The sequence below is a fragment of the Deltaproteobacteria bacterium genome (genome assembly GCA_019309545.1).
Lineage (GTDB): Bacteria > Desulfobacterota > Desulfobaccia > Desulfobaccales > Desulfobaccaceae > Desulfobacca_B.
Genome location: JAFDGA010000021.1, coordinates 1 through 16,568, shown reverse-complemented (window position 1 = coordinate 16,568; position 16,568 = coordinate 1). Strand labels below are relative to the sequence as shown.

16 protein-coding genes are annotated in these 16,568 nt (G+C 53.4%); 4 read left to right on the top strand and 12 right to left on the bottom strand.

Going from position 1 to position 16,568, the window contains the following annotated elements; all coding sequences use genetic code 11:
• Window positions 1-30: 30 nt before the first annotated feature.
• Window positions 31-783: a nickel pincer cofactor biosynthesis protein LarB gene (gene larB, locus JRG72_07890; protein ID MBW2135137.1), complete on the bottom strand. Its 753-nt coding sequence runs from the start codon at window positions 781-783 to the stop codon at window positions 31-33.
• 154 nt (window positions 784-937) lie between these two features.
• Window positions 938-2,080 carry a bacteriohopanetetrol glucosamine biosynthesis glycosyltransferase HpnI gene (gene hpnI, locus JRG72_07885; protein ID MBW2135136.1) on the bottom strand — a complete coding sequence of 381 codons (1,143 nt, stop codon included), beginning with the start codon at window positions 2,078-2,080 and terminating at the stop codon, window positions 938-940.
• Between the two features lie 358 nt (window positions 2,081-2,438).
• Here hpnI and JRG72_07880 point away from each other — a divergent pair, with 358 nt between their 5' ends.
• The 4 genes from JRG72_07880 to JRG72_07865 all read left to right on the top strand — a co-directional run bounded on the left by JRG72_07880 (window position 2,439) and on the right by JRG72_07865 (window position 5,765).
• Window positions 2,439-2,780, top strand: a complete 342-nt coding sequence (locus JRG72_07880; GenBank protein ID MBW2135135.1) for a thioredoxin family protein — start codon at window positions 2,439-2,441, stop codon at window positions 2,778-2,780.
• A 2-nt stretch (window positions 2,781-2,782) separates the two neighbouring features.
• Window positions 2,783-4,192: an MFS transporter gene (locus JRG72_07875; GenBank protein MBW2135134.1), complete on the top strand. Its 1,410-nt coding sequence runs from the start codon at window positions 2,783-2,785 to the stop codon at window positions 4,190-4,192.
• 194 nt (window positions 4,193-4,386) lie between these two features.
• Window positions 4,387-5,505 (top strand): D-alanyl-D-alanine carboxypeptidase, encoded by a 1,119-nt coding sequence (locus JRG72_07870; GenBank protein ID MBW2135133.1) that lies wholly within the window; start codon window positions 4,387-4,389, stop codon window positions 5,503-5,505.
• Between the two features lie 5 nt (window positions 5,506-5,510).
• Window positions 5,511-5,765 carry a hypothetical protein gene (locus JRG72_07865; GenBank protein MBW2135132.1) on the top strand — a complete coding sequence of 85 codons (255 nt, stop codon included), beginning with the start codon at window positions 5,511-5,513 and terminating at the stop codon, window positions 5,763-5,765.
• Between the two features lie 86 nt (window positions 5,766-5,851).
• Here the strand turns inward: JRG72_07865 and lpxI are convergent, their stop codons facing one another.
• From lpxI to JRG72_07815, 10 genes are all read right to left on the bottom strand, one after another.
• Window positions 5,852-6,673 (bottom strand): UDP-2,3-diacylglucosamine diphosphatase LpxI, encoded by an 822-nt coding sequence (lpxI, locus tag JRG72_07860; protein ID MBW2135131.1) that lies wholly within the window; start codon window positions 6,671-6,673, stop codon window positions 5,852-5,854.
• Window positions 6,642-7,451: an acyl-ACP--UDP-N-acetylglucosamine O-acyltransferase gene (lpxA, locus tag JRG72_07855; protein MBW2135130.1), complete on the bottom strand. Its 810-nt coding sequence runs from the start codon at window positions 7,449-7,451 to the stop codon at window positions 6,642-6,644. The genes lpxI and lpxA overlap by 32 nt, the downstream gene beginning before the upstream one ends.
• A gap of 4 nt (window positions 7,452-7,455) precedes the next feature.
• Window positions 7,456-7,914 (bottom strand): 3-hydroxyacyl-ACP dehydratase FabZ, encoded by a 459-nt coding sequence (gene fabZ, locus JRG72_07850; GenBank protein ID MBW2135129.1) that lies wholly within the window; start codon window positions 7,912-7,914, stop codon window positions 7,456-7,458.
• On the bottom strand, window positions 7,911-8,954 hold the full coding sequence (gene lpxD / locus JRG72_07845) for a UDP-3-O-(3-hydroxymyristoyl)glucosamine N-acyltransferase (GenBank protein ID MBW2135128.1): 1,044 nt from the start codon (window positions 8,952-8,954) through the stop codon (window positions 7,911-7,913). The genes fabZ and lpxD overlap by 4 nt, the downstream gene beginning before the upstream one ends.
• 8 nt (window positions 8,955-8,962) lie before the next feature.
• Entirely contained in the window at window positions 8,963-9,475 is a 513-nt protein-coding gene (locus tag JRG72_07840) for an OmpH family outer membrane protein (GenBank protein MBW2135127.1), read from the bottom strand.
• Between the two features lie 141 nt (window positions 9,476-9,616).
• Window positions 9,617-12,265, bottom strand: a complete 2,649-nt coding sequence (gene bamA / locus JRG72_07835) for an outer membrane protein assembly factor BamA (GenBank protein MBW2135126.1) — start codon at window positions 12,263-12,265, stop codon at window positions 9,617-9,619.
• A gap of 2 nt (window positions 12,266-12,267) precedes the next feature.
• Window positions 12,268-12,960, bottom strand: coding sequence for an ABC transporter ATP-binding protein (locus JRG72_07830; GenBank protein ID MBW2135125.1), 693 nt, complete (start codon window positions 12,958-12,960; stop codon window positions 12,268-12,270).
• Window positions 12,961-12,984: 24 nt separating this feature from the next.
• Window positions 12,985-14,214, bottom strand: coding sequence for a lipoprotein-releasing ABC transporter permease subunit (locus JRG72_07825; GenBank protein ID MBW2135124.1), 1,230 nt, complete (start codon window positions 14,212-14,214; stop codon window positions 12,985-12,987).
• 8 nt (window positions 14,215-14,222) lie between these two features.
• The gene (gene lysS, locus JRG72_07820; GenBank protein ID MBW2135123.1) at window positions 14,223-15,704 is read right to left on the bottom strand and encodes a lysine--tRNA ligase; all 1,482 of its coding nucleotides are present in this window, start codon (window positions 15,702-15,704) and stop codon (window positions 14,223-14,225) included.
• Between the two features lie 273 nt (window positions 15,705-15,977).
• The coding region (locus JRG72_07815; GenBank protein ID MBW2135122.1) for a restriction endonuclease at window positions 15,978-16,568 on the bottom strand (591 nt) is incomplete at its 5' end.

Genomic DNA, 16,568 nt, shown 5'->3' with positions numbered 1-16,568 from the left:
AATACCTCCTCAATAATAAATTCAAGTGATCTATTCCTTCCGATTGATCAGCGCCGCCAAATAACCGGCTCCGAAGCCATTGTCGATATTGACTACTGCGACGTTGGCAGCACAGGAATTAAGCATCCCCAATAGGGCGGCCAGACCGGCGAAACTGGCCCCATAACCCACACTGGTGGGCACGGCAATTACTGGCCGGTTCACCAGGCCCCCCACCACGCTGGGCAAAGCCCCTTCCATACCGGCTACCACAATAAATACCGCGGCCTCCTGGAGTTTGTCCTGATAGGCCAGTAGGCGATGCAGCCCGGCTACCCCTACGTCGTAAATGGCCTCCACCCGATTGCCCATTATTTGGGCAGTCACCAGGGCTTCTTCGGCCACCGGGATGTCGGAGGTGCCAGCGGAGATGACCAGTATAAGGCCCCGGCCGCGCTCCGGCACCTCTTCCGGACCCAGAGTCATCACCTGGGAATCGGGATAATAACGCGCCTCCGGGAAAAAGGCCTTAAGTTCAGCAGCCTTCCCCGCCTCCAGGCGGGTTACCAGCAGATGTTCGGTCCGGGACCGCAGGGATTCCATAATAGACTTAATCTGGGGCAGGCTTTTGCCAGATCCCAAAACCACCTCGGGAAAACCCTGGCGCAACTGCCGGTGATGATCCACATGAGCAAACCCCAGGTTCGCAAAGGGTAAAGATTGCAGCCGCCGAGCGGCCTCGGCCACACTGAGGCGGCCTTCTCTGACCTCCTCCAGAAGTTGCTGTAACTGTTTAAGGTCCATAAGTGTCCATGGCGTAATGATTAATAGATATCCCCCTTTTACCAAAAAAAATCTTTGCCCAACGGTTTGTGGGAGAATAACCCAAAATGCGGTGGATTAACAGTTTCAAGTTAAAAATACGGTTTTTATGGGGCACTTTAGGGATGCGGTCCATTCACCGCTGGCTTATCCTTACCAACTGGCCGGAGGGAGTGACCCGGTAGAGTTCTCCCTGCCAAATCACCCGGTCCCCCAGGAAACTCAGCAACCACAGGCCAAAGGATAACAGGTCCTTAAAGGGCAGCAGGGCCAGATAGGGCCAGGGCAGCCGGCCCTGGAGAAAGAAGTGCTCCGACCCATAAGCCAGAACAAAACGCACGATCAGGGTGCTCAATACCAGCCCGCTGGCCCAGAGGGCCATACCGCTACCCAGCCAGGTAAGGAGAGCAAAAATCAGCGCATGGGTAATGCCATAAGCAAAATATCCTTTGGGTCGGCACACCCGGTAGGTCCGTGCCCATCTTAGCTGATGGGCCAGGTATCCCCCCCAGGTCTGCTGACTGGCATGAGTTTCGATGACGTAGGGTAGCAAACGGACCTGATAGCCGAGCTGAGCCACCCGATGGCCCAAATGGTAATCATCGGCCAGATAATCGGCCAAGGCGGCCAGACCGCCGATCTGGGCCAGCACCTGCCGGGACAGGGCCAGGGTCGCTCCCAGGCCAAAGCGAATGCCCTCCACATAATGGGCCACTGCCACCGAGGGGATAAAATCGGCGCTGATTGATAGAGCTTCCAAGGCCGCACCCCACGATTGTACCGGCCCGGCCCGGTAGGGACAGGTAACGAGCCCCACCCCAGGTTGATTTAGCGCCGCGACCACCTGCTGCAGATAATCGGGGCCTACCTTGATATCGCTATCAGAAATTACCAGATAATCATAGCGGGCTAGCGGCTCCAGTTGCCGCAGGGTGCTGACCTTGGGATTCAGTCCCTTGGACTGGCCACAGACGATAATATCGATGGCCACCTCCGGGTAATCGGCCTGAAGCTCTCTTAAGAGAGGCATAACCGGATCTTGAAGGTCGGCCACTCCGAACAACACTTGGAACAATCGGTAATCCTGGTTTAAAAAACTGCTCAGGCAATTCCGGGTATCTGTATCAACCCCCCGGACCGGCTTGAGAATGGTGACTCCTGGGCCATCTGGACCGGAAGCGGCGGGCAAGGGAGTGTGCATAAACCAGGCCAGAGCCACCAAGGCAAAAAGTTGATAAGCCAGCGCCGCTGCCCACAAGGCTAAAAACAGATAAGTCAAAACCGAACCTCATAACCCTTAACAGGCTTTCTCCTATTATAAGGAAATGTTCTTTAAAAGGGGAGTTGAATTAGGAGATTCTTTAAAGATCGCTTAAGTCTTAAGCAGACCGGCCAAATACAACTGGCTACCCAGGATCCGGTTCATGAAATTCCATGTGCTTTCCCGATAATGCCTTGTTTTTACTTGAAACTGAAAGCGAATCATTAAAATCTGATAGATATTCTTTGCTTTTCTTTAAACGCCATGATATTTTCCTTAAATTTTGAGCCGATAAAATTTCTTCAGATTTGACCTCATCACCTATAGAATTGTTGGGTAATTTATATACCTTGAATAAACTGGTAACGGAGGCTTTATGAGCGATCAGATTAATTGGCTAGGGGATTACCAAGCAGGCCTGGAGCAGGCCCAGGCGGATAATAAACTGTTGCTGTTAGAACTGTATATGGACGGTTGTCCGCATTGTGCCCGCCTCCATAAGGAAACCCACGGCGATCCGCAGGTAATCCAAGAGATTAATAAACGGTTCATTCCGGTTCGGCTGGAGGGCCGCAGCTATATGGATGTGGTCAACCAATTCGAGGTCAAAGGCGCTCCCACCACCTTGATTTTATCTTCCCAGGGCCAGGAGCAGCGCCGCATCGTCGGCTTCCATACACCCTCTGATTACTTAAAGGAATTAGCAGCCGTGGCTTAAGCATGCCTTCCGCTCCCACTGCGCCGGGCACCAGATTTCCGGAACGCCGCCGGGTGTTGTTGGCCGCCTGTGTGGGGGCTTTTATGTCCACCCTGGACATGAGTATAGTCAACATCGCTTTGCCTCAGATCGCCAGGGATTTGCCTAGTTCCCTGGCGCAAGTTTCCTGGGTGGTGGTGGCCTACCTCCTGACCAATGCCTCTTTCTTGTTGACCAGTGGCCGGTTAGGAGATCTCCTGGCTCCCGGACGGCTCTATTTTCTGGGTCTGTTGGTGTTCACTACCGCTTCGGCCCTGTGTGGGATAAGCACCGGGTGGTTGGAGCTGGTGGCCAGTAGGGCCCTTCAGGGCTTGGGGACTTCATTGATCCTGGCTCTGGCCCCTAAACTCATTGCTCTCTCCTATGAGGAAGGGGAACGGGGGCTGCCTTTAGGGTTATTTTCCACCGCCTTTGCCAGCGGCATCAGCATCGGTGCACCATTGGGCGGGTTGATTACCTCTCACTGGGGATGGCCCTATATTTTTTTTATAAATATCCCCATCTGTGCCCTAGCCTTAATGGCAGGCGGCCGTCCGCTGGCCCGGCTATCGGCCGGAGCCACCTGGAATTGGCGGGCAGTTGATCTGGGGGGCAGCCTTACCCTGGCCGGGAGTCTAGGACTGCTATTGTTGGCCCTGAATCGACTGCAAGATCTGGGCTGGGAGAATGGCTGGACCCTGATCATGTTGGGCCTGGCGGGTGGACTTTTCGGGCTATTGTTGTTCTTGGAACGCCGCCAGACATTCCCTCTACTCCACCCGGAACTCTGGCAACGTCGAGCTTTTTGCCTGGCCGCGGCCGGGGCCTGCTTAGCACCTGCCGCAGTGCTGGGGATTTTTTTTCTCCTCCCGTTTTTCTTCGAACAGATTTACCATTATGCACCCGATCAGACCGGATTCCTGTTGGCGGTCATGAGTGTGACCAGTGGGAGCGTGGCCCCTCTGGGCGGCCGCCTAGCCGACCGCCTAGGCAGCTTGGCCGTCCTGCGAACCTCATCAGCGCTGATTCTAACCGGCTTAGGTTCATTTCTTTTCACCGGTCCGGGCAGTTCCGCTATCGGCTTGGCGGTCCGTCTGGCTCTTATCGGAATAGGATTCGGGCTCTTCCATGCTCCCAACCTGAATGAGGTTTTGCGGGGAGTCCCACCGGCTCTGGTCGGCCTGGCGGCCAGCACCATCACGGTTCTAAAGAATATCGGCACCCTCTTTGGGATCACCCTAACCGTAACCGTCTTTGCCTGGGGTCATCAACATCAGACTTGCCTGACCCCCGGGGTCTGCCTGGAATTAAGCTATTTTCACCTGGCCTTTGCGGTCATGGCCCTACTGGGAGTCATAAATCTAGTCAGCAACTTGATTACCTGGAAGACCTGAAGGCCTAAAACTTATCACTCGGAGCCTTCAACCGGTTAATTTGACTTTTCAGGGCAGTGACATAGGCTCAAATTTCCAGCGATAATCAACATCCTGGCTTAAAATCAACCCTTTTCCCCTTTACAGGCGGCAAGTCAGTGCCTTATAATAGACCCCTAAAATCGGGAATCTTTAGCTAACTGGAAGGAGGCGACATGCCCCGCTGGACTATTGGTGTTATTTCCCTTCTGGCTGTTATATTCACCATCAGCGGGCTCTGGGCACAATCGGGCGTGCCGGTGTCCGCCAAGTCCTTTGTGATCATGGATGCTGATACCGGAAGAGTCTTGTTAAGCCGCAATTCTGACCTGTTACACCCGCCGGCCAGTACTCTTAAGGTGGCCACGGCCTTGATTGCACTCAATACTTTAGATTTAAATGACTCGGTAAGGGTGAGCCGCTATGCCGCCTCGGCACCTCCTTCCAAAGTTTATCTCCGGGCCGGAAAAACTTATTCCGTAAAGGATATCCTTTATGGCGTTTTACTTGGCTCCGGCAATGATGCGGCCCGGGCTATTGCCGAGAAAATCTGCGGTAGCGAAAGCCGGTTTGGCAAATATATGACCAAGCGGGTCCGGATATGGGGCGCTTACCGGAGCAATTTTAAAAATGCCTCCGGACTGCCGGCCGCTGACCAGTATTCAACGGCCCGGGACATGGCCTTGATTATGCGGCGGGCTATGCTCAATCCCACTTTTGCTCAGATCTTGAGCACTAAAAGTTATAAAATCGAAGGCGGATCGAAGATTTACAATCATGACCGCTTTCTCTTTACCATCCCCTATGCCATGGGTGGCAAGACCGGCTTTACCAGAGCCTCCCAACATACCTATGTCGGGATGTTCGAAAATCGGGGCCGGCATATCATTATCTCGGTCATGGGTAGTAAGACTAAACAAAAGTGGGCAGACCGCCGGGTGCTGATTGAAAAAGGTTTTGAACTCTGCGGCACCCCTATAGCCCAATTAGCCGCGGTAGAGGAGCAATTGCGCCATCCGCGGTTGGGTCATGCCCATAAATTGCCAAAATCTCGGTCAAAGAAAAGATATGTCAGCCGCAAGCACCGCAAAAAAAGGGCGAAAAGGGTGGCTTGCCGCCATCATCGCCAAGGGAATTCGGCGACAAAAGCTTCAATGGTGTATAGAAAGAGTGAAAAGAAAGTTAGGAACCGATCTTCTAAGTCTAAGCACCGATCCCGCCTCAAAAAACGAAAACAAAGGTCCCCCCAGGACCGTAAGGTTAAGGTGCAGATCAGGGTGGCAAAAGAACGTTAAACCAGATGGCCGGACTTTTTAAAAAAATCAGAAATCGCCCTACGGGCCAGCGGTATGTAATTTCGACTATTCGCAAAAGCGCCGACCTGTTTGAAACCGCGGTATTTGCCGCTAATCTTCTCTACATCCCTCGCAGCTTGAAGCACCCGGAGTTGATCATTCATTCAGATAATCTCAAGGATGCTTGCCGGACGCATGAAGGCCTGGCCCAGCGTCTGTCGGTGGAAATTCCGGCGCGCATATTCCAGAACTATACCTGAGTCGGGGGCAAAACAGCCCTGCTGTTCCAGTTAATATTCTTTGCTAGTGCAAACAGCAAACCGGAAGTTGGAAGTTAAAACCATTATTAAAGGACGGTTGGCTCTGACACTCCCAAAACTGCCAGGCGGGCCCGATTAGCCTCATTAAGCATGGCTTCCCGGTTGAAGATCAAGGTCTTGCCGGCCTCCACCGCCAACACCGCGGCCTTGACTTCAATCATCACCTTGATGGTCTCCAGGCCTACTGCCGGCACATCAAAACGCAAATCCTGCCCTGGTTTACTCACCTTGACCACCACTGCCTTTTCTCCGGCCAGGCGGCCGCCGCGGCGGATGGTTTCATCAGTTCCTTCGATAGCTTCCAGGGCCAGAACTGCCTGACGGCGGACGACTACACACTGGCCGATATCCAACCTACCGATTTCTTTGGCAATATTGAAGCCATAGTCAACATCCTGCAATTCTTCCGGAGTGGGTTTACGGCGGCTGAGCAGCCCCGCCGGGGCCAGAAGTTCATCCAAAAACAGGGTGGAAGGAACGATGGTAATCCCGGCGCCTTCCAGTTCTTCGGCAACGGCCCGGAGAATGCCGTCATCCCGGACTCGTCCGACCCGACGGATTAGATTAATCGCCCGCCAGTCAGGTCGCAAATGAGTATACAGGCGGCCTTTTCTGATGCCGCCGGCCATTACCGCTTGGCTGACGCCAGCCATCTGGAAGCAGCGAATGATCCGCCCTAGTTGACCCACGTAAACCCACTCCAGCTGGCTGACCAGGTCTGCCAGGGCCGGGTCGGTCTCTCCGTAATGGCCCACCGCTATTACCTCCAGCCCCTTTTGCTGGGCGACCTGGGCGAAGAGGAGGGGAAATTGACTGCTACCCGCGATGAGACCGATTTTCTCGGACATCTACTGGGGCTAAACCTCGTTCCGAGGTTTCAATAAAGCAGAGCAGATTTTGGATTTCAGGCAAGTCAGGAAGTTCTTGCCGCACCCGGGCCATGGCCTCCTTCATATTCAGTTCCGAGAGAAACAACAAGTTATAAGCGGTTTTCAGGACCTCTAGGAAAGCGCTGTCATAGCCAGCCCGTTTCAGGCCGACCAGATTCAGGCCGACCAGTTTCGCCCGGTTGCCCACCGCCATACAATAAGGGGGGACATCCCGGGCCACCGCTGAACAGCCACCGATAAAGGCATGCGCGCCGATCTTGCAGAACTGGTGGACAGCTGATAAACCACCCAGGATGGCATGATCCTCAACCGTAATATGACCCGCCAGGGTGGCGGCGTTGGACATGATGACGCCATTGCCGACCTGACAATCATGGGCGACATGAGTATAGGCCATCAAAAGATTGCCGTTGCCGATCCTGGTTACCCCACCCCCATTAGCAGTGCCGCGGTGCAGGGTGGTAAACTCCCGGATAACGTTATCATCGCCGATCAGCAGACTGGACTCCTCTCCTCGGAACTTCAGATCCTGGGGTATCTCACCGATGGAGGCAAACTGATAGATGCACACCCGAGCGCCAATGGTGGTGAAGTCCTTGATTACCACATGAGGGCCGATCTGGGTATCAGCTCCGATGATGACCCGGCCAGCAATGATACTATAGGGCCCTACCGTAACGCTGTCAGCCAGTTCGGCTTTACTATCGACCAGGGCGGTGGGATGAATATGCGGCATCAGCTCAGCTACCCTCAGATTGACCCAGGGCGGCCATAAACTCCCCTTCAGCCACTAAAGTCTCGTTTACAAAGGCCTTACCCTGCATTTTCCAGATCCTTTTGCCCCCCCGCAGTGTCTCCAGCTCCATAATGAGTTGATCGCCAGGAACTACCGGTTTTCGAAAACGGACCTTGTCCATGCCCATAAAATAATATAGCTGGTTGTTGCGATGAGCCTGAGTGGACATATAAGCCAGCACTCCTCCCACCTGGGCCATGGCTTCGATAATCAGCACCCCCGGCATGACTGGACGCCCGGGGAAATGGCCCTGGAAAAAAGGCTCGTTAAGAGTGACATTCTTCAGACCGACGATCTTTTTCCCAGGGATTATGGAAACAATCCGATCCACCAATAAAAAGGGATATCGATGAGGCAAGTAGCCCATTATTTCTTCTATCGCTATCGAATCGGGCACAGTCATGAGTGGGACTCCGGGGGCGTAGCGTTTTCCAAGGCCTCAATTTTTTTCTCTAATTCTTTAATGGTCTTGTGGAGCTGGGGGAGACGGGCCATAATCCCCATGATGCGAAGGAATTCGGCATGCGGGCGAGCCGGGGAGCCGGTTACTGTCTGCCCCGCCGGGATGGAATGGGTAACCCCGGATTGGGCCCCGATCCGGACCCGATCGCCGATCTCGATATGGCCCACCAGGCCTACCTGCCCCGCCAACTGAACGTTTTTGCCGATGCGGGTCGAACCAGAAATCCCCACCTGGGCCACCACGATGGTATTTTCTCCGATCACCACATTATGGGCCACCTGGACCAGATTATCGATCTTCACCCCCCGACAGATGCGGGTTTCTCCCAGGGCGCCGCGATCTATGGTACAGTTGGCGCCGATCTCCACATCGTCTTCAATGATCACCGTGCCCAGTTGTGGAATTTTGACCAACGCTTCGCCGTCCGGGGCAAAGCCGAAGCCATCGGAGCCGATTACTGTACCACTATGCACGATGACCCGTTGTCCCAAACTACAACCTTCAAGAATGGTGACATTGGGGTAGATCAAGGTATCAGCTCCAATATTGACCCGGTCGGCCACCACGGCGCCGGGCATCAGGGTGACCCGATTCCCCAAGGAGACCTGGTTTCCCACCCAAACCAGCGGCGCAATGGAAACCTCCTGACCTAAAATTAGCTCTTGACCTAAATGAGCCTGGTTGCTAATGCCGGGCCAGCGCCGGAGCGGAGGCGCAAATATTGCCGCAATCTTGGCATAAGCCAGATATGGATCAGCTGTGATAATTAAGGGGCGCGGCAGATGGCCCCATTGGGGAGAGACCACAAAGGCGCCTGCCTTACTCTGGTCTGCCCGTCGTCCGTAGCGGTCCTTAGTTATGAAGGTAATCTCATCTGGACCGGCCCGGTCTAAAGAGGCGATGCCGCGCAGCCGCAACTCCGGTGGTCCCTGACATTCACCACCCACCAGTTGGGCCAATTCCCCCAGTGTTCTTTCCATTGCCCGCCTTAGCGACCAAAAGCGCTGCGCACCTTATCGGTGATATCTATCGCCGTATCGCAGAAGAGCACCCCCCCGCGTTTGTCAATAATCAAGCTATAGCCGTCCTCCCGGGCCACCTGGTTGATCACCCGCTCGAATTTTTCAAATAACGGTTTGAGTTCCCGGTCACGGACTTTGGCGAACTCTTGTTCTGAGGCCCCCCATTGCCGTCGGAATTCCTCGCCCTTGCGGGATAATTCCTCTTCCTTGCGACGACGGGCTTCATCTTTCATGATCGCCTTCTGTCTTTCATAGTCTTCGAGCATCCGGCGGAGAGCGCCCTGGCGGCGTTCCAGGTTGCGACTCAACTCCTCGTTCTTGCGTTTCAGGATTTGTTGAACCCGTCTGCCTTCCGCGGAGTTAAATACTACGTCTCCGGAGTCAACCACCCCAATTTTCAATGGGGCTGCCTCGGTCATAGAGGACAGCCATAACACGGCCACCAGAGCCATCACTAGGCGTGTTGCTTTACTAAACATTAATTCCCTCCTATGATGAATGTCTCCTTTTAGGAATTGTATGGACGAATTTCTGTAATCGATGATATGACCCTTCTCAGACAAAATCGGTCCGGGGCTTCACCTGACCAACGCAAAATCAAGCTCCGCAAGCGGGCGTTATCAAAACACTCCGCCCACCGAGAATTCCCAGTTGCTGTGGCTTTCCCACGGTTTGGGACGGATATTATAACCCCACTCCACCCGCAGTGGCCCCATGGGCGAATACCAGCGGATGCCGGTGCCGACGCTGGTCCGCATGCTGCTGAAGTATTCGACATTGTTGGCATAAACATTGCCGGCATCAAAAAATACCAGGCCGATCAGACCCAATTTCTTGTACAACGGGAAGCGATACTCCGTGTTGAATTGGACGAACTTTTCGCCGCCAATCCGCTCATTGGTAATGGGATCCCGGGGGCTAATCTCAGCATATTTGAAGCCGCGGATGGTGTCAATGCCACCCAGATAAAACTTTTCGTAACTGGGCAATTTTCCCCAGGGGTTTCTCTGCAAATACCCTATGCGGCCATGGATTAATCCCACCGTATTCCAGAATAGCGGGAAATACCACCCTGATTCCCCTACGTAACGGGTATACGCGACATCACCGCCGAGCCCGGCCAATTCAATTGAAATGCTGTTATCCGATCCCCTCGTGGTATTGAACAGGGCATCGCGGGAATCCCTCCGAAAAGTCATGCTGACCGCACTGGTATTATGGATCGTGGCTGCTTCTAGGAGTACCTGGGAGGCATAAGGGTCCAGATCTCGGAGATTGACATTTTCATACCGGTACATCCCATAGAGGCGGGTGTACTCCCAGCGCATGGGGTGACTCAGTTGAATATTACCACCCTTACTTTTCCGGATATATTCATCGTATTCCCGTTCCCAGTTATAGGCATCCAGTCCCAAGCTTAAAGGTCGGTCCAGCAGATAAGGTTCCTCAAAACTCAGTCGGAAACGGTGAGAAATAGCACCCAATAAGCCCTGGGCTTTGAGTTTTTGGCCCCGGCCAAAGAGATTGGCCTGAGAGATCTCAATCATACCAACTACCCGGTCCTGAGTGCTATAGCCCGCGCCAATCCCAAAAGTCCCAGTAGGCCGTTCCTTTATCGCGATCTTCAGGTTCATTTTATCAGCACTGCTACCCGGGCTAGTACTGAAATTAACATCCTCAAAAAATTCCAGGCGGCGCAGATTCTGGATGCTACGCTTGATATTGGTGGCAGAAAAAAGTTCCTGCTCATAGACCCGTAATTCGCGTCGGATGACTTTATCCCGGGTTCTGGTATTACCAGAGATCTCGATACGCTCAAAATAAATCTTTTCTCCTTTATGGATATCAAAAATGACGTCTACCGTAAGGTCAAGGTCGTTCTCTTTTAATAAGGGGGCAATATTAGCATTAGCATAGCCATGGTCAGCATAAAAATCCCCTAGATTAGTAAGATCTGTTTGAATAACTTCTCGGCTATAAATATCCTCTTTGGTAATAGAAAGTAATTCCTTTAATTTTTCCGGCGGTTCCAAAAGATCACCCTGAAAATCAACCTGCCCTACTTTATATTGCGCCCCTTCTTCAATGGGAATGGTGATGTTAATCTTGTTCCGTTGAATATCAATCCTTGGTTCACCTACCCGGGCCTTAATATAGCCGTGATTGTAGTAAAAAGCCGCAATTTTTTCCGCATCCCGTTCCAGGGTATCCCGATTTAAAATTCCGGCTCCGGTAATAAAGGTGAGCAGACTCTTTTCTTTGGTCTCCATCAACTTTCTAAGCTTTTTGTCTTTAAAGGCCCGATTGCCCTCAAAGCTGATCTCATCAATATATAATTTCGGTCCCTCCTCAATCTCCAGGACCAGATTGACTTCTTCTTTGCTGATGGGTTCCAGCCGGTATTTGACCTGAGCCTCGTAATAGCCTTTTTCGCGATATATGCCTTTGACTTTATCGATGTTTTCCAGGATCGCGGCATCCGACGCTACGGAATAAAGCTTGATGTCCAGGGCTTCCATAATCTTTTTATCTTTGATCTTACGATTGCCTTCGATAAAAATCTCCCGAATAGCCGGCTTTTCATCTACCACAAAAGTTACTATCTGACCCTCGGGGCTGTCGGAAACATCGATTTTGACGTCGGTAAAGTAACCCAACTTGTAAACTGCCTTTAGATCGTCCCGAAGTTTGGCCGGAGAAATCAGATCACCCTCACGGGATTGAATGATAGCCAGGATGGCGTCTTTTTCTACCCGACGGTTACCCTTAACTTCGATGCGAAAGATGCGCTCTTGTCCGAGAATCTTAAAACTGGCTTCCTGAGCCAGCTTAGTACTCAACTGATCAAGCGTGCCTAAACCGACACTCTCGGCGGTTAAGGTAGCAGGGGTGATTTTGCCGGTAAGATCGGTGAGCTGAGCTTTAAGGGCCAGAGTCGGCCCGATTTTGATCATGGACCCACTGATAACCAGATCGGCCCCTAATTTTCGGCCAAGTTCCACCGCTCGGGCATTGGTCAGCGGTTCCCTTAACTGTGCCAGTTCTCGGTTCAAATCCTCGGAGGACACCAGATTGAAACCCTCTTTAAGTAGATAATCCTGAATGGTTGCCTGAATTTTTCCCCCCAGATGTTCCAGCGGTTCTTTGCTCATGACGCTAAAGGGAAAAACTGCTACTTTTTTGAAGACCAATTCCTGAGCGGCGCTGGTCCCAGCCAGGTAGACCAGCCCGAAGAGCACCAGGATCGATGACCATAGTCTGTTCCCCACCCTTATTCTCCTCCGCTCCCAGGCTGGCGCAGGAACACGGCTTTACCATCAATCAGGGTGATATGCCGGTTCAAACGCTTAGCCAGGCCCAGATTGTGAGTTACGATGACAGTGGTTACCCCTTTTTCTCGGTTCAAGTTGAGCAGCAGTTCATGGACCTGCTCCCCGATACGAGGATCAAGATTACCGGTGGGTTCATCGGCCAGGAGCACCTCAGGTTCCAGGACCAAGGCCCGGGCCACTGCTACCCGTTGTTGTTCACCCCCGGACAGGGCACCGATGCGGTGATGCAGCCGTTCTTTCAGCCCGACCTGGACCAGTATGGCTTCTGCCCGGTCCTGGGCCTCGGAACGGGGCCGACGGGCAATCAGCACAGGCAACATGACATTTTCCAGGGCATTAAATTCAGGCAGCAGGTGATGGAACTGGAACACAAACCCCACTCTACGATTGCGAAACTCAGCAAGTTGCTGGTCGTCCAGGTTAAAAATTTCCTCCCCTTCCCACAACACCTGTCCGGCGGTAGGACGATCCAAGGTCCCCAGAATATGGAGCAAGGTTGATTTGCCTACCCCGGAGGCCCCGACAATGGCCAGGCTGTCGCCCCGCGCGATGTCCAGATCGATGCCTCTTAGCACCTCCACCCGATTGCCGTTGGCCATATAGGTCTTGACCAACTTACGTATCTGGATCATCAGTTAAATTTCCAGTCCCAGGTGTCACTCATAACGGATGGCTTCCACCGGATCCAGGCGCGAGGCTTGCCAGGACGGGTAGAGAGTAGCTAAAAAACTGATGAGCAGGGCCGCGCCGGTAATCCAGGCCACATCCCAGCCCTGCAGTTTCACCGGCAAGGTTGAAATATAATAAACGTCGCTGGGCAGCTTGATAAATTCATAACGCCGCAGCAGGGCGCAGAGCCCAAAACCCAAAATCAGCCCTAAAACAGTGCCGACCACCCCGATAATCAGTCCTTCCAGCATAAAAATCCGCATGATGCTCTGTTTGGTGGCCCCCATAGATTTAAGGATGGCAATATCCTTGGTCTTTTCCATAACGATCATGATCAGGGTGCTGGCAATGTTGAAGGCGGCCACCAGGACAATTAACGTCAGAATGATGAACATGGCGATCTTTTCCAGCTTCAGGGCGGAAAACAGGCTTCGGTTGGTCTGCATCCAATCCCGGGTAAAATAGGGCGGTCCCAACTTTGCTTGAATGAGTGCGGCCAGCTTTCCGGCATTGTAAATATCCCCCACCCGGATCTCGATACCAGTCACTTGGTCACTCATTCCCAGGAATTCCTGCACGGCGGGGATGCTGGCATAGGCCAGGGTAGAATCGAATTCGAACATGCCGGAATGAAAGATCGCCCCTACCCGGAATCTTTTTGCCCGCGGCACCCTTCCCATGGGAGTCAGGGTCCCCAGCGGCGAGATAATCTTAAGTGGGGTACCTACCGAAACCCCAAGGTTCTGGGCCAACTGATTGCCGAGAGCAATGACGGGTAGATCGCCGGCGGCAGCAATGGCCAAGGTCTGAAAATTCCCTTCCTGCACCTCCAAAGTCTGCGGTCCCCCCCGGCCGATCAGCTCCAGAGATATCCCGCGCAGGATGCCCCCGGAAATATTCCTCGGTCCGGAAAACATCACCTGAGTGTAAATAAACGGCTGGGCCGAGACCACTCCGGGGATAGACTGGACCTGGCTTGCGACCCGGTCATAATCAATGATGCTGGAACCTTGCTGCAGGAGGATGATATGAGGATTAACGCTGAGGATCTTCTTTTTCAGGTCATGATCAAAGCCGGTCATCACCCCGATGACCACGATCAGGGCCATGACCCCCACCATTACCCCGGCAATCGAGATAAAGGTGATCAGGGAAATAAAGGTCTGCTTGCGTTTGGCCTTTAAGTAACGCAGAGCCACGAAGCGTTCAAAAAACATTGCTGCGGTTACCCCTCTGGGCGGAGTAAAGGGAAGAGAATCACTTCCCGGATCGAAGCCGAGTTGGTCAACAACATTACCAACCGGTCAATGCCGACCCCCTCCCCGGCTGCCGGGGGCATGCCATATTCCAGGGCCCGGAGAAAGTCCTCATCCATATAATGGGCCTCTTCGTTGCCCGCTTCCCGGGCCGCCACCTGTTTCAGAAAGCGCTGGCGCTGATCCTCCGGGTCATTTAGCTCCGAAAAGCCATTGGCCATTTCCCGCCCGGCAATAAACAGCTCAAAGCGGTCGGCCACTTCGGGATCGGTTTCATTGCGCCGCGACAGAGGAGAAATTTCAATCGGATATCCCACAATAAAAGTAGGCTGGAGGAGCCGGCCCTCCACTTTCAGGTCGAACAGTTTGGCCAGCGCCCGGCCATAGCCCTCACCGGGACGCAGCACCACCCCATGCTCCTGGGCCAGGGCGATCAGGGCCTGCTTATCCTGCACCACTGCCGCCGGGATGCCCCCCACCTCGGTCAGCGATTGCCGCAGGTCGAGACGCCGCCAGGGAGGGGTAAGATCAATCTGATCACCCTGATAATCAAAGGTTAAAGCGCCCAGCACCGCCTGGGCCACGGCGCTGATCATGGTCTCGGTCAGGGCCATCAGGTCTTCATAAGTGGCGTAGGCCTGATAAAATTCCAGCATGGTAAATTCGGGATTGTGCTGGGTGGAGATGCCTTCATTGCGAAAATTGCGATTGATTTCATAGACCCGATCAATTCCCCCCACCAGCAGACGCTTGAGGTAGAGCTCCGGGGCGATCCGTAAGAACAAGGGCAGGTCCAAGACATTATGGTAGGTCTGAAAGGGCCGGGCCGTGGCCCCCCCCGGGATGGGCTGCATCATCGGGGTCTCTACTTCCAGAAAGCCCCGTTCCTCCAGAAATTCCCGCAACTGCCGGATTATCGCCGACCGTTTGCGGAAGATTTCCTTGACCGCGGGATTAACCATCAGGTCCAAATAGCGCTGCCGGTAGCGCAGCTCGACATCGCCCAGTCCATGATATTTTTCCGGCAAGGGCCGGATGGCCTTGGTAAGCAGGGTGAAGTTTTGCACCGAGAGCGTCAGTTCCTGGGTGCGGGTGCGAAACAGCCGCCCTTCCAATCCCAGGATATCCCCCAGATCCAGACGCTTGAACAGGGAATAAGCTTCAGCCCCCACGACGTCGCGTTGGACATAAGCCTGCAGACGTCCGGTGTTATCCTGAAAGTGGCAGAAACTGGCCTTGCCGAACTGCCGCATCAGGATCAGCCGACCGGCCATTTTAAAGGTCTGGTTCAGGTGAGCCAGCTCGTCATCTCCCAGGTGACCATACTGGGCAATGATATCAGTAGTGCGTTGGGTCGGTCTGAAGGTATTGGCATATGGTTCTATTCCCGCCGCCCGCAATTCCGCCAGCTTTAGGCGGCGCTGGTGGATAAGTTTGGATTCTTCCTTCATTAATGTTCCCGGCAGCTGCCTGGCAACTCCTCCTCCCGAGTTATCTATTCAAACCCCGGCTGCAGCCCGCCTACCAGAACCCTGGCGTGGAGGCGACCATAACCGAATTAACCACCGTTTCCCTAGCATCGGCCTTCCGGGGCTAAGTAGCCAGTTTACTTTTGGGATTGGTTTTAACTTCACAAATTTAGAATATCATCCCCATATAGTCAAGTGCAAAGTCTGAAGCCCATTTATGTTAACAGGCGAACTATTTCCCTCTAGCCAATCAGATCAGTATGCTTCGTCAGCATTATCATCCCAAGTTATAGGATTCTGCTTCTGTTTGTCTGAACCTTTAGGTTGACGCTGGGCCTTTTTAAAGAGCAAATCGGTAATACTGAGAATTTGCAGCCGGGGGTACTGGTGTCCGGGGAAGTACTCCGGCTCATAAAATCCGGCGGCCGCGGCTTCCCCTAGCATCGGCTTGGTCGGTTCCTTTAAGGTAATAAAGACCCCGATAGCCGCTTTTTCACGCTCCATTACTCCTTTTAAATCACGTAACTGGCTGACCGTGACATTGCCGCTTTTTACCTGGACCACTATTTTTTTGGCCTGGCCGCTGTTATCGTCGAAAAAATAGATAATGCCATCGATGCCGGTGTCGGCGCCTTTGCGTTTATCCTGGGCCGGCCGCGCCTCCACCAGGCCCAGGGCCCACCACTCAAACTGATGGCGGTTGAGAGTCGCCAAGGCCTCGGCGCTGGGGTAATCTTCCGGCGCGCCGATTTCTTCGTAAGGACTTAGCTCGGGGCCAAAGGTATCCTGCAACCTTTTCTTGATCAGCGTAATGGCCAGATGAGTAATATCAATGCCGATCCAGTG

Coding starts and splice junctions, on each gene's coding strand:
- JRG72_07830 (MBW2135125.1), bottom strand. CDS start 12,960: ATGATCCAGATACGTAAGTTGGTCAAGACCTATATGGCCAACGGCAAT.
- fabZ (MBW2135129.1), bottom strand. CDS start 7,914: ATGACTGTGCCCGATTCGATAGCGATAGAAGAAATAATGGGCTACTTG.
- lpxA (MBW2135130.1), bottom strand. CDS start 7,451: ATGCCGCATATTCATCCCACCGCCCTGGTCGATAGTAAAGCCGAACTG.
- JRG72_07865 (MBW2135132.1), top strand. CDS start 5,511: ATGGCCGGACTTTTTAAAAAAATCAGAAATCGCCCTACGGGCCAGCGG.
- JRG72_07840 (MBW2135127.1), bottom strand. CDS start 9,475: ATGTTTAGTAAAGCAACACGCCTAGTGATGGCTCTGGTGGCCGTGTTA.
- lysS (MBW2135123.1), bottom strand. CDS start 15,704: ATGAAGGAAGAATCCAAACTTATCCACCAGCGCCGCCTAAAGCTGGCG.
- JRG72_07875 (MBW2135134.1), top strand. CDS start 2,783: ATGCCTTCCGCTCCCACTGCGCCGGGCACCAGATTTCCGGAACGCCGC.
- lpxI (MBW2135131.1), bottom strand. CDS start 6,673: ATGTCCGAGAAAATCGGTCTCATCGCGGGTAGCAGTCAATTTCCCCTC.
- JRG72_07870 (MBW2135133.1), top strand. CDS start 4,387: ATGCCCCGCTGGACTATTGGTGTTATTTCCCTTCTGGCTGTTATATTC.
- JRG72_07880 (MBW2135135.1), top strand. CDS start 2,439: ATGAGCGATCAGATTAATTGGCTAGGGGATTACCAAGCAGGCCTGGAG.
- JRG72_07825 (MBW2135124.1), bottom strand. CDS start 14,214: ATGTTTTTTGAACGCTTCGTGGCTCTGCGTTACTTAAAGGCCAAACGC.
- lpxD (MBW2135128.1), bottom strand. CDS start 8,954: ATGGAAAGAACACTGGGGGAATTGGCCCAACTGGTGGGTGGTGAATGT.
- larB (MBW2135137.1), bottom strand. CDS start 783: ATGGACCTTAAACAGTTACAGCAACTTCTGGAGGAGGTCAGAGAAGGC.